At 58.7% G+C, this 14,552-nt stretch carries 14 protein-coding genes; 3 read left to right on the top strand and 11 right to left on the bottom strand.

The window, feature by feature from the left end:
- Positions 1-153 precede the first annotated feature (153 nt).
- Positions 154-2,781, bottom strand: coding sequence for a phosphoenolpyruvate carboxylase (ppc, locus tag HX812_RS08975; protein ID WP_016979853.1), 2,628 nt, complete (start codon positions 2,779-2,781; stop codon positions 154-156).
- Positions 2,782-2,966: 185 nt separating this feature from the next.
- On the opposite strand from ppc, the gene HX812_RS08970 reads away from it, so the two are divergent.
- The 3 genes from HX812_RS08970 to HX812_RS08960 all read left to right on the top strand — a co-directional run bounded on the left by HX812_RS08970 (position 2,967) and on the right by HX812_RS08960 (position 4,851).
- On the top strand, positions 2,967-3,311 hold the full coding sequence (locus HX812_RS08970; protein ID WP_038849265.1) for a hypothetical protein: 345 nt from the start codon (positions 2,967-2,969) through the stop codon (positions 3,309-3,311).
- Positions 3,312-3,584: 273 nt separating this feature from the next.
- Positions 3,585-4,010 carry a DUF4398 domain-containing protein gene (locus HX812_RS08965; RefSeq protein WP_033902822.1) on the top strand — a complete coding sequence of 142 codons (426 nt, stop codon included), beginning with the start codon at positions 3,585-3,587 and terminating at the stop codon, positions 4,008-4,010.
- A 55-nt stretch (positions 4,011-4,065) separates the two neighbouring features.
- On the top strand, positions 4,066-4,851 hold the full coding sequence (locus tag HX812_RS08960) for an OmpA family protein (protein ID WP_033902823.1): 786 nt from the start codon (positions 4,066-4,068) through the stop codon (positions 4,849-4,851).
- Between the two features lie 29 nt (positions 4,852-4,880).
- Here the strand turns inward: HX812_RS08960 and HX812_RS08955 are convergent, their stop codons facing one another.
- The 10 genes from HX812_RS08955 to HX812_RS08910 form a co-directional block, all read right to left on the bottom strand.
- Positions 4,881-5,075, bottom strand: a complete 195-nt coding sequence (locus HX812_RS08955; RefSeq protein WP_033902824.1) for a hypothetical protein — start codon at positions 5,073-5,075, stop codon at positions 4,881-4,883.
- Between the two features lie 186 nt (positions 5,076-5,261).
- Positions 5,262-5,612 (bottom strand): hypothetical protein, encoded by a 351-nt coding sequence (locus tag HX812_RS08950; RefSeq protein WP_080642425.1) that lies wholly within the window; start codon positions 5,610-5,612, stop codon positions 5,262-5,264.
- Between the two features lie 168 nt (positions 5,613-5,780).
- Positions 5,781-6,107, bottom strand: a complete 327-nt coding sequence (locus HX812_RS08945) for a hypothetical protein (RefSeq protein WP_017738324.1) — start codon at positions 6,105-6,107, stop codon at positions 5,781-5,783.
- Positions 6,104-7,003: an alpha/beta hydrolase gene (locus tag HX812_RS08940; protein ID WP_038849270.1), complete on the bottom strand. Its 900-nt coding sequence runs from the start codon at positions 7,001-7,003 to the stop codon at positions 6,104-6,106. The genes HX812_RS08945 and HX812_RS08940 overlap by 4 nt, the downstream gene beginning before the upstream one ends.
- 27 nt (positions 7,004-7,030) lie before the next feature.
- Positions 7,031-8,308: a flavohemoglobin expression-modulating QEGLA motif protein gene (locus HX812_RS08935; protein WP_028619119.1), complete on the bottom strand. Its 1,278-nt coding sequence runs from the start codon at positions 8,306-8,308 to the stop codon at positions 7,031-7,033.
- 21 nt (positions 8,309-8,329) lie between these two features.
- Positions 8,330-8,878, bottom strand: coding sequence for a hypothetical protein (locus HX812_RS08930; protein WP_038849272.1), 549 nt, complete (start codon positions 8,876-8,878; stop codon positions 8,330-8,332).
- Between the two features lie 16 nt (positions 8,879-8,894).
- Positions 8,895-9,611 (bottom strand): TetR/AcrR family transcriptional regulator, encoded by a 717-nt coding sequence (locus HX812_RS08925; RefSeq protein ID WP_033902828.1) that lies wholly within the window; start codon positions 9,609-9,611, stop codon positions 8,895-8,897.
- A gap of 106 nt (positions 9,612-9,717) precedes the next feature.
- Positions 9,718-11,217, bottom strand: coding sequence for a lysine--tRNA ligase (gene lysS / locus HX812_RS08920; protein WP_038849273.1), 1,500 nt, complete (start codon positions 11,215-11,217; stop codon positions 9,718-9,720).
- Positions 11,218-11,249: 32 nt separating this feature from the next.
- Positions 11,250-12,345 (bottom strand): peptide chain release factor 2 gene (gene prfB, locus HX812_RS08915; protein WP_100215725.1). Its coding sequence is split into 2 segments (ribosomal slippage): positions 11,250-12,272 and positions 12,274-12,345, totalling 1,095 coding nucleotides; the frame shifts between segments, so codons are not numbered across the junction.
- A gap of 169 nt (positions 12,346-12,514) precedes the next feature.
- Positions 12,515-14,383 (bottom strand): hypothetical protein, encoded by a 1,869-nt coding sequence (locus HX812_RS08910; protein WP_152514746.1) that lies wholly within the window; start codon positions 14,381-14,383, stop codon positions 12,515-12,517.
- Positions 14,384-14,552: the final 169 nt, after the last annotated feature.

Below are 14,552 nucleotides of genomic sequence, written 5' to 3'. Positions count from 1 at the left end.
CACACAAGCCGCCAAAAGTCGCAGGAACCCGCGCAGGGCATGCGTCATAGGTAGGGTATGCCTGAGTGCAACCCGGCCCCATAAACGCCGACTGCCCTTTTCAGGGCAGCCGCCGTGGTTTATCTGCAAGCCATTGAGAACACGCAAAAAACCTTAACCGGTATTACGTAAACCCGCGGCAATGCCGGCCACGGAGACCAGCAGCGCCTGTTCCAGAGGGCTGTCCTGCGCCGCTTCCTGCTGGCGTGAACGCGCCAGCAACTCGGCCTGCAGCAGGTGCAGGGGGTCGAGGTAGGTGTTGCGCAGACGGATGAACTCCAGGGTGTCCGGGCTATGGGCCAGCAGTTGCGACTGGCCGGTCAGGCCAAGCACCACACTGCACGCCTGCGACAATAGGTCGCGCAGATGCGCACCCAATGGCAGCAGGTCCGGCTGCACCAAGCGCTCGTCATACAGGCGGGCGATATCGGCATCCGCCTTGGCCAACACCATTTCCAGCATGTCGATGCGGGTACGGAAGAATGGCCACTGTTCACGCATCTGCCCCAGCAACTCGCCTTCGCCGCGCTCCAGGGCCTTGCTCAGCGCTGCCTCCCAGCCAAGCCAGGCCGGCAGCATCAGGCGGGTCTGGGTCCAGCCAAAGATCCACGGAATCGCGCGCAGGCTTTCAATGCCGCCTGCGCGACGCTTGGCCGGGCGACTGCCCAAGGGCAAGCGACCCAGCTCCTGTTCCGGCGTGGATTGGCGGAAATACTCGACGAACTGCGGATTTTCCCGCACCACGGCGCGGTAAGCGCTGACACCGTCTGCCGCCAATTCATCCATCAAATGGCGCCAGGCTGGCTCCGGCGGCGGCGGTGGCAGCAGCGTCGCCTCCAACACGGCAGCCAGATAAAGGTTGAGGTTCTGCTCGGCGATATCCGGCAGGCCGAATTTGAAGCGGATCATCTCGCCCTGTTCGGTGGTGCGGAACCGCCCGGCCACGGAACCCGGTGGCTGCGACAGGATCGCCGCGTGAGCCGGGCCGCCGCCACGGCCGACGGTGCCGCCGCGACCGTGGAACAACAGCAGCTCCACCTGTTGCTCGCGGCAGATATCCACCAGACGCTCCTGCGCCCGGTACTGCGCCCACGCGGCGGCGGTGGTGCCGGCGTCCTTGGCCGAGTCCGAGTAGCCGATCATCACTTCCTGCGGGCCCTGCAAACGCGCGCGATAGCCTGGCAACAGCAACAGTTGCTCGATCACCGGGCCGGCGTTATCCAGGTCAGCGAGGGTTTCGAACAGCGGCACTACGCGCATCGGCCGCTGCACGCCCGATTCTTTAAGCAGCAGTTGCACCGCCAAAACGTCGGACGCAGCACCGGCCATGGAAATGACATAAGAGCCCAAGGATGCAGCCGGTGCGGCGGCGACTTCCTTACAGGTATTGAGCACCTCAGCCGTGTCCGCCGACGGCTTGAAATAGCCCGGCAGCAGCGGTCGACGGTTGGCCAGCTCCTTCATCAGGAAGCTGATGCGCATCTCTTCGTTCCAGTCCTCGTAACGGCCCAGGCCAAGGTAGTCGGTGATTTCGGTCATGGCGGCCGAATGACGGCTGGAATCCTGACGCACATCCAAGCGCACCAGGAACAGACCGAAGGTCACCGCACGGCGCAGGCAGTCGAGCAACGGGCCATCGGCGATCACGCCCATGCCGCATTCATGCAACGACTGGTAGCACAGCTCCAGCGGCTCCAGCAGGTCGCGGTTGTTCTGCAATACCTCGGCCGGCGCCGGGGTGCTACTGCTCAACGCGGTATGTGCCCATTGCCGTGTAGCGCGCAGGCGTTCGCGCAGTTGCTTGAGCAAGGCGCGATAAGGCTCGACGCTATCACCGACCTTGGCCTGCAACGCCGGGCTGGCTTGCTGCATCGACAGCTCGGAGGCCAGGTGGTCGATATCGCGCAAGTACAGGTCGGCGGCCATCCAACGCGCCAGCAGCAGCACTTCGCGGGTGACCGGCGCCGTGACATTCGGGTTGCCGTCACGGTCGCCGCCCATCCACGACGCAAAGCGGATCGGCGCCGCTTCCAGGGGCAAACGCAAACCGGTGGCGGCGTGCAGCGCCTGGTCAGCCTTGCGCAGATAGTTGGGGATCGCGTGCCACAGCGAATGCTCGATCACCGCAAAGCCCCATTTGGCTTCGTCCACGGGCGTGGGTCGGGTGCGGCGGATTTCTTCGGTGTGCCAGGCCTCGGCGATCAAACGTTGCAGGCGCTGGCGGATCTGCTCGCGCTCAGCCGTGGTGAGGTCGCGGTGATCTTGCGCCGCCAATTGCGCGGCGATGGCATCGTATTTCTGGATCAGGGTGCGGCGCGCCACTTCGGTGGGGTGGGCGGTGAGGACCAGTTCGATCTCCAGGCGCCCCAACTGACGGGCCAGGGATTCGTTGCTGTGGCCTTCGCTTTGCAAGCGCGCCAGCAATTCGGGTAATACGCGGGACTCGAACGGTGCCGGCTGCGACTCATCACGCCGGTGGATCAGTTGGTACTGCTCGGCAATGTTGGCCAGGTTGAGGAACTGGTTGAAGGCACGGGCCACCGGCAACAGTTCGTTTTCCTGCAACTGGTTGAGGCTGGTGCTCAGTTCATCGCCGGCACCGCGCCGGTCAGCCTTGGCGCCTTTGCGGATCTGCTCGATCTTGTCGAGGAAATCATCGCCGTACTGCTCTCGAATGGTGTTGCCCAACAGCTCACCCAGCAGGTGAACATCCTCACGCAAGCGTGCATCGATATCACTCATCAGCCAATCTCCAGCCAGAAATCCGGGACGCGCAGGTTTGCCAGAGTGCCGCCAGCATCAATTTATGACAAGACTTTAAACCTTGTGAGTTGCAGCTAGTCTCAAGGTTAAGTCGTCGTGTTTATCCGAGCGTGCGACTGGACACTCATCACCGCCGGCTAAAAGCGGGCTCCATTGAGGTTGCCATGAAAATTCGAGAACTGGCCCAGCATTGGGAAGAGAACGCCAAGGGTCGCTTGACCAAGACCGAGTACGCCATCCACCTGGATATGGAGTCCGCCGCGCGGCTGGCGGCCATTACCGAGATGTACCCCAAGCGCCACCCCGAAGAATTGCTCGGTGAGTTGATCGGCGCAGCGCTTGAAGAGCTGGAAGCCAGCTTCCCCTACATCAAGGGCCAGCACGTCATTGCCACCGATGAAGAAGGCGATCCCCTGTACGAAGACGTCGGCCCTACCCCACGCTTTCTGACACTGTCGCGCCGTTATCTGCATGATTTGTCAGCGAGCAGCGACGAACCGAAACACTGACCCAACCCCACAAACCCCTTGTATTCCGGGCTCCTAAAGGGCCCGGCGTACCGTTGCGCAACGCAGAAGTTCCAACTTTTTTACGCTGACCAATCAGTCAGATATTTTTTTAGGCAAATCGCCATCTTCTCTGAACTTTTGAAAAAAGCCTCCGGTCACAGCCAGTAAGCCATCACTTGGAACGGTCGTTTCAAAGGGCAATTTGCGCATCAGTGCCAAGCCCGCCGCCGCAGACCAGTGACATGGATTTTGATGTTTTTCAGGAGTTATCCAATGGAGTTGAAGACGATGAAGACCAGCACTGCCAAATCCTCGTTTAACCACCTGCGCGGGCTCAAATTGGCCGCGCTGGCAATCGGCACCAGCTTCGTTCTGGCGGGCTGCGCCGGCAATCCTCCGACCGAGCAGTACGCCGTCACCCAATCTGCGGTGAACAGCGCTGTCAGCGCTGGCGGTACTGAGTACGCTGCGGTGGAAATGAAGTCGGCCCAGGACAAGCTCAAGCAAGCCGAGATTGCCATGCACGACAAGAACTACGACGAAGCCCGTCGCCTGGCTGAACAAGCCGAGTGGGACGCCCGCGTCGCAGAGCGTAAGGCCCAGGCCGCCAAGGCTGAACAGGCTGTGAAGGATTCCCAGAAGGCTGTTGATGAGTTGCGTAAGGAAGGCATGCGTCCGGCTGCTATCCAGCAGAAGTAAGGCGCTTCCTGTGACCCAATCGCACCCGATAAAGAATTGAAAGGACGACACGACTATGCGTAAACAATTGATGATCCCTGCCCTGCTGGCGATGAGCGTTGCACTGGCGGCATGCTCCACCCCGCCGAACGCGAACCTGGAAAATGCGCGGACCAACTTCTCCTCCCTGCAGACCAACCCGCAAGCCACCAAGCTCGCGGCCCTGGAAACCAAGGACGCCAGCGAATGGCTGGACAAGGCTGACAAGGCCTACCGCGACAAGGAAGACCAGAAGAAAGTAGACCAACTGGCCTACCTGACCAACCAGCGCGTTGAAGTGGCCAAAGACACCATCGTGCTGCGTGAGTCCGAAGCCAAGCTGAAAAACGCCGGCGACGAACGTGCCCGCGCCTTGCTGGATGCCCGCGATGCGCAAATCAAGCAACTTCAGGACAGCCTGAACGCCAAGCAGACCGATCGCGGCACGCTGGTAACTTTTGGCGACGTGCTGTTTGCTACCAACAAGTCCGACCTGAAATCCAGCGGCCTGGTGAACATCACCAAGCTGGCTCAGTTCCTGCGCGATAACCCGGACCGTAAAGTGATCGTCGAAGGCTACACCGACAGCACCGGTTCCGATTCGTACAACCAAAGCCTGTCCGAGCGTCGTGCCGCTTCGGTACAACGCGCACTGGCTCAACAAGGCGTGGATATCTCGCGCATCGTGACCCAGGGCTACGGCAAGGAATACCCGGTTGCCGACAACGGCAGCGTCTCGGGCCGTGCCATGAACCGCCGCGTTGAAGTGACCATCTCCAACGACAACCAGCCCGTCAAGCCACGGTCTTCCGTTGCCAACTGATTGATTGGCGTTGGATAAGAAAACCCACCTCACGGTGGGTTTTTTTTCGGCTCGTCAAACTGGATAGTGCGATTCGTGTCCTCGGCTGGCATTTCAATCTTCGCGCTCGCTTGCTCGTCCCTGCCTTGATCGCGCTTGTACCTGCGAGCGGCTTCCTGTTCCAGCGCCACATGCTGCCTTGCCATGGCCAACATGTTTTCCAATACAGGAATATGTATTTTCATCGTCGACCCAATCTATGTAGGTAGCCGCATTTTATGTGGCATTTAAGTCGAACCGGTTCCAGACATTTCCATTTCATCTGCATGACGTGCGACACCCTGCAGTACGCCACTCACGTCGTTACAGGCTGAATAGCGGATTGAGCACGCAAAAACCGCCCTGAAAGGGCGGTTTTCGAGAGGTGGCGTTTAACCGCCGACCTTGCCTGTACCCTGGGTCTCCGGCATTTGGATTTGGCCCTGACCCTGGCCGCCACCTTGGCCATCCTGCGCGCCTTGATCGCCTTGCGCACCCTGCCCACCTTGAGCTTTTTGGGCGAGCAGTTTCTCCAACAGTTTCATCAGTTCGTCGAGGCCACCTCCGCCCTCGCTGCCCTCGCTGCCCTGGCCGCCTTTAGCACCTTGTGACTGCATCTCTTTGATTTTGCTTTGAACGTCCTTGATCTGCTGATCCAGCCCCTGGTTCTGTTGAGGGCCACCGGCAACCTGTCCACCACCGCCCATGCTGCCTACACCCGGCATTGCGTTTATACCCGCCATATTTGCTCACTCCAGCGTCATGAAAAAATGGACCGATTGGTAAATCCAATCAGTCCATGATCTGTGGTGAGCACGGCAGGCGGGTTCCGGCGTGCCGAGCGGCTTATCAGTGTTAAATCATTAGTCGGCACGCAAAACGGAGCTTTCCCACACCGGCAAAAACCGCCTTCACTGCTGCAATTGCGGGGTTTCCTGCCCCATGCATCGCACAGCCTGCTTCTTGTTGTTCACCAACACGCCGCTGAGGCCTTTCTGCTCGGTGTCGAACATCACCAGCACGCCATCCACGCACTGCGCCACTTGCGCGGCCGGGGTCAGGGAGATCTTGTAGTCCTCGCCCGGCACCGTCTTGAGCATGGTGAAATCGCTGAGCAGCAGGGCATCTTCCGGCTTGGCAAAGTGCAGGTAACCGTAGAACCACAGGCAGCCAACAGTGCCGATGATGGTGCCGATACCGGTAAGGATCAGCGGGATCATGTTGCGTTCTTCGCTCATTGCGGGCTCTCTGATGAATCAACTTTAGGAAAGTTCGGAATCTCGCCCAGGCGGCGCAAGCCGTTGAAGTGCTGTGGGTCGTCCAGGTAGCGCAGCATCACCGTTTGCCAGGTCTTGTCGGCAAAGGTCTGCACATGACCGCCCCGGGTCAACTGCAGCACTCGGGGTGGTGGCGCGGCCTGGTAGAGGCGGATGACATTGGCCACCGGCACGATCGGGTCGTCCAGGCTGTGGAACAACAGCTTCGGCACGCGCGTCAGTTTCGGTATGGCATATATTGCGCTGTCTGCGTCCGGCACCAGCCAGGACAGGGGCACCTGAAACGGCCATGTTAACCAGGAAGTGCTCAGGGCGAATTGCCCTACGTCACGATAACTGGCGGGGACGCCGTCCAACACCAAAGCCTTGAGCTGAGATTGGCGCTCCGGATGGGCGGCCAGGTAGTGCACCGCCAACGCCCCGCCCAGGCTTTGGCCGAGAACAATCAGCGGCTGGCCCTGGGTTTCCGGCGCCTGGTCGATCCAACTGAACGCCGCGTCCACGTCCTGATAGATCGCGGGCAGCGAGGGTTTGCCTTGCGACAAGCCATAGCCGCGATAGTCCAGCAACAGCACTTGGTAGCCTTGCTCGGGCAGCCACCAACTGCCGCCCAGGTGCCAGGCCAGGTTGCCGCCGTTGCCATGCAAATGCAGCACCGTGCCCTTGAGCGGTACACCGGGCTTGGCCGGCAACCACCAGGCATGGAGCTTCACGCCGTCGGCAGTGGTCAAGGTCACGTCACGGTAGTACAGGTGGGCTTTTTCCGGCGTGAACGGCAGGCCGGGCTCGGGGTAGAACAGCAGCGAGCTGCAGCCGTTCAATGTGAGTAGCAGGCACAGAATGCCGAGGATTCTCATCCGTTGAAGCCTCGCGAATACCACGGTTTAAAGGATATTGGAGTAATCCGCCTCGATCCGATCCAGGCTCAAGTGGTTGAGGAAGTTGGAGAAGCACATCCACGCCGCCAGTGCGTTCATGTCACGGAACTGCTCCGGCAGGTACTTGGGCGGTACCACCAGGCCTTCGTCCACCAGTTGGCGCAAGGTGCGCATGTCTTCCAGGGTGGTCTTGCCGCAGAACAGCAGCGGCACTTGTTCCAGCTTGCCTTTGCGCACGGCGAGTTGGATGTAGTTGTAGACCATGATGAAGCCCTTAAGGTAGGACAAGTCCTTGGTAAACGGCAGACCGGTCGGCACCGACCCACGGAAAACGCGACTGGCGTTGCCGTAGCTTTCGGCCATCTCAAAGCCTTGTTCGCGGAAGAACTCGAATACCTGCAGGAAGTCGGCGCCCTCTTCCACCATATGGATGGCCCGGGTGCGGTTGGTCAGCTTGCGCAGGCGACTCGGGTAGGAAGCGAAGGTGATGATTTCCATCAGGATCGCCAGGCCTTCCTGGGTCACGGTGGACGACGGCGGGCCCTTGGACAGGAAGGTGCAGATCGGTTGGTTCTGGCCGTTGAGGGTGGTGCCGACATGCACCAGGCCTTCGTGCACTTCCAGGGCGCGCACGTCGCGGTCGTTGAACATCGCGTCGGCGCGGATCTTGATGTAGTCCGCACCCGCCGCCGCGTCGGCAACGATGCCGTCGGACTCGAACACGCGGATGGTCTCTTCGGCCTCGCCAAACACTTTGTTCAGGCGGGTTTGCAGCAGGGCCACGGCGTCCTTGGCGGTGAGGGTCTTGGCCTCGTCCTTCAAGTCGCCACGGCCGTCGATGTTGTTCAGGTAGTCCGACAGCATCAGGCCCAGGTCAGCCAGGGTCGGGTCGCCGGCGTGGAACGCATCGGAGGCTGCGCCATAAAGTTCCTGGGAAATCAGGCCGAAATCCTCGGTGCCACGTGCTTCAAGCATGCGCACCACCATGCGGTATTCCTTGCACATGCGGCGCATGATCTGCCCGACCGGGCTGAATTGGCCGAGGCGACGGGTGATGTCGCGCTCGATGTTCTGGAACTCCAGCTTGACCGCGCTGGAGTCGAACGCCAGCGGCCGGTTGAGGTAGTAGTCGCGGCTCACCGCCGGCATTTCCTTGCCCTTGGCCTTGAGGAATCCCTGGCGAATATTCTCGTCCCACTTCACGGCGTCGAGGACGCGAATCGGTGTTTGCGCCAGCACAATGCGATCAGACAAGGTGCGTATCGTCTGCTGGTAATCGTCCACCCGGTGCTTCCTCTTTAAACGTTATTTGCCCGCGCGCTGGTAGCGCACGGCTTCCACGAATACATCGGCATTGGCCGGGTCATCCAGGTAAACAAATACCTGGTCCAAGGGGCTGTCCACCAATACGCCTGCACCTTCGACGGTTTCCACGGTACTGCCGTGCAACGCCTTTTGGCCGATGGCTTGATGGATCTGCTCAAGGTCAAGGTTGTAGACCACCAATTCATGCTTTTCGTTGATTTCGAAGCCCACCAGGATGAAGTTCCCGCCGAGCTTGGCCGGCAGCGGCGCGGACAAATACCAGCGGCTACCATGGCGCGAAACGCTGAACAGGTACTCATCACGCTGCCCGGGCTTGGCTGTAGGGTAGCTCACGGCTTTGTAACGGTGCTCACCCACGGCGGTGATGTGCAGGTTGAGCGGTTCACCCCAGGCGTTTTTGCTCGACCATTGGCCCAGCAGGGCCTGCGGCGCGGCGTCATGGGCCGGCAGCGGGTCCTTGAAGGTCACCAGGCAACCGCTCAGCAGCAGGAACGACAAGGCGATTACCGCCACACGCCAGGTTTTCATTGGACATCCCCCGGTGTCAGACCGAGGCCAACACCAAATGCATGTAACGCTTGAGGATCTCAAGCATCTCTTCACCGGTCAGAGGCTCTGCGCCGCCCAGCAGGCCCTGATATTCCATCCGACTGATTATCGCCGTCAACACTTTGGCATCCTGTTGTGGCTCGCGGGAGCCCAGCACCTGGAAAAACTGCCCGGTGCCCTGCAACAGAATCTGCTGGTGGGAGCGCACCAACTCGGCCAGGCGCGGGTTGAGCAAGGCTTCCTGGCGGAACGCCTGCTCGGCCATCAGGTGCTCACGACGGTTGGTCAGTTGGCGCAAGACGTAATCGGCAGTCAGGCGCGCAATATCATCCGCCAGTTGCGAGCGTGATTGTGGGCTGCCATCGCCATAGGCCACCATTTCGCGCAGCAGCCCTTCGTTGCGTACCCACAACTTGCCCATGAACGCGGCGCTGCGTTCGACGTATTGGGCGAAGGTATCGGTGAGCAGGTCATCGATATCCTTGAAATAGTAGGTGGTGGCCGACAACGGCACCCCGGCCTCCGCCGCCACAGCCCGATGACGCACACCCCGTACACCATCGCGCACCACAATGCGCATGGCTGCATCGAGGATGTCTTGCCTGCGCTGCTCGCTACCCCGACGACTGGCCTTGCGGCCCTGGTACTGGACGCTTTCAGCCACGGCAGCGGCAATGCCGGCGGCGCCTTCTTGAGCGGTTACGCGGTTCACGACTCAAATCCTTGAATAGATCAAAACCTGGCGCTGTTTGCTTGACGCTTAAAGACGCCACATAAAAAAGCCGCCTTATAAAAGGCGGCTTCGGATTTCGCTTCGGTTACGCTTGTGGCCGCATGTGCGGGAACAAGATCACATCGCGGATCGACGGCGAGTTGGTCAACAGCATCACCAGACGGTCGATGCCGATGCCTTCACCGGCCGTTGGCGGCATGCCGTATTCCAGGGCGCGGACGAAGTCAGCGTCGTAGTGCATGGCTTCGTCATCACCGGCGTCCTTGTCGGCCACCTGGGCCATGAAGCGCTCGGCCTGGTCTTCCGCGTCGTTAAGCTCGGAGTAGGCGTTGGCGATTTCGCGGCCACCGATGAACAGCTCGAAACGGTCGGTGACGTTCGGGTTGTCGTCGTTACGACGGGCCAGCGGCGACACTTCGAACGGGTACTGGGTGATGAAGTGCGGCTGTTCCAGCTTGTGCTCGACCAGCTCTTCGAAAATCATTACCTGCAGTTTGCCCAGGCCTTCGAAGCCCAACACCTTGGCACCGGCTTTCTTGGCGATGGCACGGGCCTTGTCGATGTCGTTCAGGTCGTCGGCAGTCAACTCAGGGTTGTACTTGAGGATCGAATCGAACACCGACAGACGCACGAACGGCTCGCCGAAGTGGAACACTTTGTCGCCGTACGGCACGTCGGTGCTGCCCAACACCAGCTGCGCCAGCTCGCGAAACAGTTCTTCGGTCAGGTCCATGTTGTCTTCGTAGTCGGCGTAGGCCTGGTAGAACTCCAACATGGTGAATTCTGGGTTGTGACGGGTAGAAACGCCTTCGTTACGGAAGTTGCGGTTGATCTCGAACACTTTTTCGAAGCCGCCCACAACAAGACGCTTGAGGTACAGCTCCGGCGCGATACGCAGGAACATTTCCATGTCCAGCGCGTTGTGGTGGGTTTCGAACGGCTTGGCTGCGGCACCACCCGGGATGGTTTGCAGCATCGGGGTTTCCACTTCCAGGAAGTCGCGCTGCATCAAGAAGGTACGGATGTGCGCGATCACTTGCGAGCGCACACGGAACGTATGGCGCACTTCTTCGTTGACGATCAGGTCAACGTAGCGCTGGCGGTAGCGCTGTTCGGTGTCGGTCAGGCCGTGGTGCTTGTCCGGCAGCGGGCGCAGCGACTTGGTCAGCAGGCGCACGTTGGTCATTTCCACATACAGGTCGCCCTTGCCGGAACGGGCCAGGGTGCCTTCGGCGGCGATGATGTCGCCCATGTCCCAGGTTTTCACCGAGGCCAGGGTTTCTTCAGGCAAGGTCTTGCGGTTGACGTAGACCTGGATGCGACCGGTCATGTCCTGGATCACCATGAACGAGCCACGGTTGAGCATGATGCGACCTGCCACCTTGACCGGGATCGCAGCCTCTGCCAGCTCTTCCTTGGTCTTGTCCGCGTACTGCTTCTGCAGGGCATCGCAGTAGTTTTCGCGGCGGAAGTCGTTGGGGAAGGCATTGCCCTTGGCGCGCTCGGCAGCAAGCTTTTCCTTGCGCAGGGCGATCAGGGAGTTTTCTTCCTGTTGCAGGGCCTGGTCGAGTTGTTGGTCGCTCATGTCTTTAAATTTTCCATCACAGAATTAGGGTGTTACAGGCCTGATTTCAGGCTGGCTTCCAGATACTCGTCGATGTCGCCATCGAGCACCTTGTCACAGTCACTGCGTTCGATGTTAGTGCGCAGATCCTTGATCCGCGACGCATCGAGCACATAAGAGCGGATCTGGTGACCCCAGCCGATATCCGACTTGGTGTCTTCCAGCGCTTGTGACGCGGCGTTGCGTTTCTGCATTTCCTGCTCGTACAACTTGGCCCGCAGCATTTTCATGGCGGTGTCCTTGTTGGCGTGCTGGGAACGTTCGTTCTGGCAGCTGACCACGGTGTTGGTCGGTACGTGGGTGATACGTACGGCCGAGTCGGTGGTGTTTACGTGCTGACCACCGGCACCGGAGGAGCGGTAGGTGTCGATGCGCAGGTCGGCCGGGTTGATCTCGATTTCGACCTTGTCGTCGATCTCTGGCGAGACGAACACCGCAGAGAACGAAGTGTGGCGACGGTTGCCGGAGTCGAACGGACTCTTGCGTACCAGGCGGTGTACGCCAATCTCGGTGCGCAACCAGCCAAAGGCGTATTCACCCTTGATGTGCACGGTCGCGCCCTTGATACCGGCGACTTCACCGGCGGACAGTTCCATGATGGTCGCTTCGAAACCGCGCTTGTCGGCCCAGCGCAGGTACATGCGCAGCAGGATGTTGGCCCAGTCCTGGGCCTCGGTGCCACCGGAACCGGCCTGGATGTCCAGGTAAGCGTTGTTCGGGTCCATCTCGTGGCTGAACATGCGGCGGAATTCGAGTTTGGCGAGGTTTTCCTCGAGACGGGCCAGTTCGGCGACAACATCGCCCACTGCGCCTTCGTCGTTTTCTTCGACGGCCATGTCCAGCAGGTCACGGCAATCGGCCAGACCGGTGTTCAGTTCGTCGAGGGTATCGACGATCTGCGCCAGCGCAGCGCGCTCGCGGCCCAGTTCCTGGGCGTATTCAGGTTTGTTCCAGACAGCAGGATCTTCAAGCTCGCGATTGACTTCGGTCAGACGCTCATGCTTTTGATCGTAGTCAAAGATACCCCCGAATAGTTTCGGAGCGCTCGGACAGGTCCTTGATGGTGTTAAGGATCGGGTTGATTTCCATGGCGGGCAGCACTCGTTGGCGAACTTTTGAAAGCCGGCGAGTATAACGGAAAACGGCAGGAAACGGCAGCCCGCTTGGTCGATTGTAGTGACGGAACCCTACCTGACAGACTCGCTTGAAAAGAACCTGATCAGGCGGCTCCTGCCAAAGAAACCGCCTTTAGCCACGATCAGGTTGTAACTGTTTTCATCACCTTGAAGGGGGTTTTCACGGCGGAGCTCGTCACCACTTCCGCTAACAAGCTCCCCCCTTTGATAGCCCCAGCAACAATACCTAGCACATCAACCCCCAGGTAGAAAAAACCGTCATTGATATTGCCTGCCGCAAAGTTTTTCACCGAGTTGTAAAAAGGAATAAACCCAAGTAAAAAATTGTGAAATGCTTTGTTTTTCGCCTGTTTACGCTCAGCCTCGGTAACACCATAGGCTTCTGCTTTAACTTGTTGGTTATCAGGCCGGAAATACCGACTCAATGTGCCGGCCAAGGCATCCAACCGGTGCTTGGCCACCTTCGACGTGTCACTGTCCAGTTCGCTTGCGTGGGAGGCATCCCAACGCGCCCATTCATGAGAGTTAAAATAATTGAAGGCGAGCGATAAATGCATCTTTTTTTCGATACCATCAGCCCGACGGATACCTGCCACGTCATGACTTCTTACATAATAGTAAATCTTGGGGTCTGGAGCCGGCGTAACTGCCTTTATCAATACCTTTAGAGGCGCATCGAGAAACTTGTAATGCGGACTGTCGGGATCGCGCTCAAGTGTACGACCACTAACAGTAATATCAGCACTGGCCAAAATTGCTTTATCCTGTGCGGGCAAGCCCTCCAACTCCAATTTGAAAATCTCAGTAAAGGCTGCCCTTTGCGAGTTCAAATGTTTAGTGTATGACGCTTCGAAAAGAGCAGCGGGACTTTCTAACTTTTTCAGCTCAGGCACAAAAGGTAGATATTTGAGCTTGTGGGTGTCCATTGAGTGGTATTCATCAAAACTATCAAACTTCTCGCTCAAATAAAGATCAAGAAGTGAAGTGATCAACGTCAACTCATAGCGCCCTCTAGGCCACCGCCGGAGTATATCCGATGTTAAATCAGGCTCATCGTCTTCGTCAGAATATATCCCTTCCAACGCTTCAGTCGCCAGTTCCGTGCGGGTTTTGAGCGGTTCATTCAACGTGGTCGCTGCGTCTGACATGATCTTTATTCGACGGGCAACTTCAGCCCCCGCAGTGGCGAATTCCTGTTCGCTATATTCGTAATTCGGATTGTTGTGCACAACACCGTTGAGCCTGGCCCAATCCATGGCCGCCAACATAAAGCTTTGCTTTTTGGATAGCGCATGCCCCTCCTCCTTAGCGGTGTTGAAATAGTTGACAGCGTCCTCTACCAACACCTCATCGTTATTAAGGACACGGGGTAACATATTTGCAAAATAGTGAACAGCTGCAGCCAGGTTGACTGACTCGATGCTGCCGAATTGCAGTGTGGGCGGGACGCCCGCGAGCGTCAGTTCCGGAGCGACTCCAGCCAATAACAAGTGTGCCATCGCCATTGAATTCTGTTCATTCGCCTTGCCAGCGGTCACTAGGTGCGCCGCGAAATCACGGGTAATTTCACCATAGGATTTACCTTGGTTACTGCTTTGCTGGACGTCATAGCCGGCGATCTTTCGATGCTCGGTTCCCGCTGATCGATCCAGTTGATTGATCAGTGCAATCTTGACCCAATCTTCGGCGCTGGCATTGATGGTACCCTTGAAGTGCGACGCCAATTGCTCGCCAAGTGCTTGGGCAGCAGAACTTTCAAACAAATTACGCAGTTGTTTTCCCGGGCCGTCTTGAGGGTTAAGTGTTGAACCCGCAGAAGCCACCAGTAAATCCAACAATGTCTGGCCATCGACACCTGTGTGGCCATTGACATAGGTGTTCAGTTCCTCACGCTGAGTTTTATTCAGGGCTTGCGCACCGGACAATAGGTTCCATGCGCGACCCTCAGGTACTTCCAGCCGACTGCTGGAGGACGAATCAGGGGCGTTCATGAGCCCGGCGCGAAGCTGACCAGAGAAGGCTCGGCGTTCACGGGACGCAACAGTATGACTCGATGAATCTCGTGCAGCTTGAGGGGATGAGGAATTGTTGGTTGCCTCGGCGTTGCCGGAGGAATACTCGAGAGCAACAGTGGGGGCCGCGTTATATGGGAGATGGGTT

The organism is Pseudomonas sp. IPO3749 (assembly GCF_013386605.1).
Classification (GTDB): Bacteria; Pseudomonadota; Gammaproteobacteria; order Pseudomonadales; family Pseudomonadaceae; genus Aquipseudomonas; species Aquipseudomonas azotoformans_A.
Note: the sequence above shows the minus strand (reverse complement) of the source record. Positions and strands in the feature narration are given on the sequence as shown.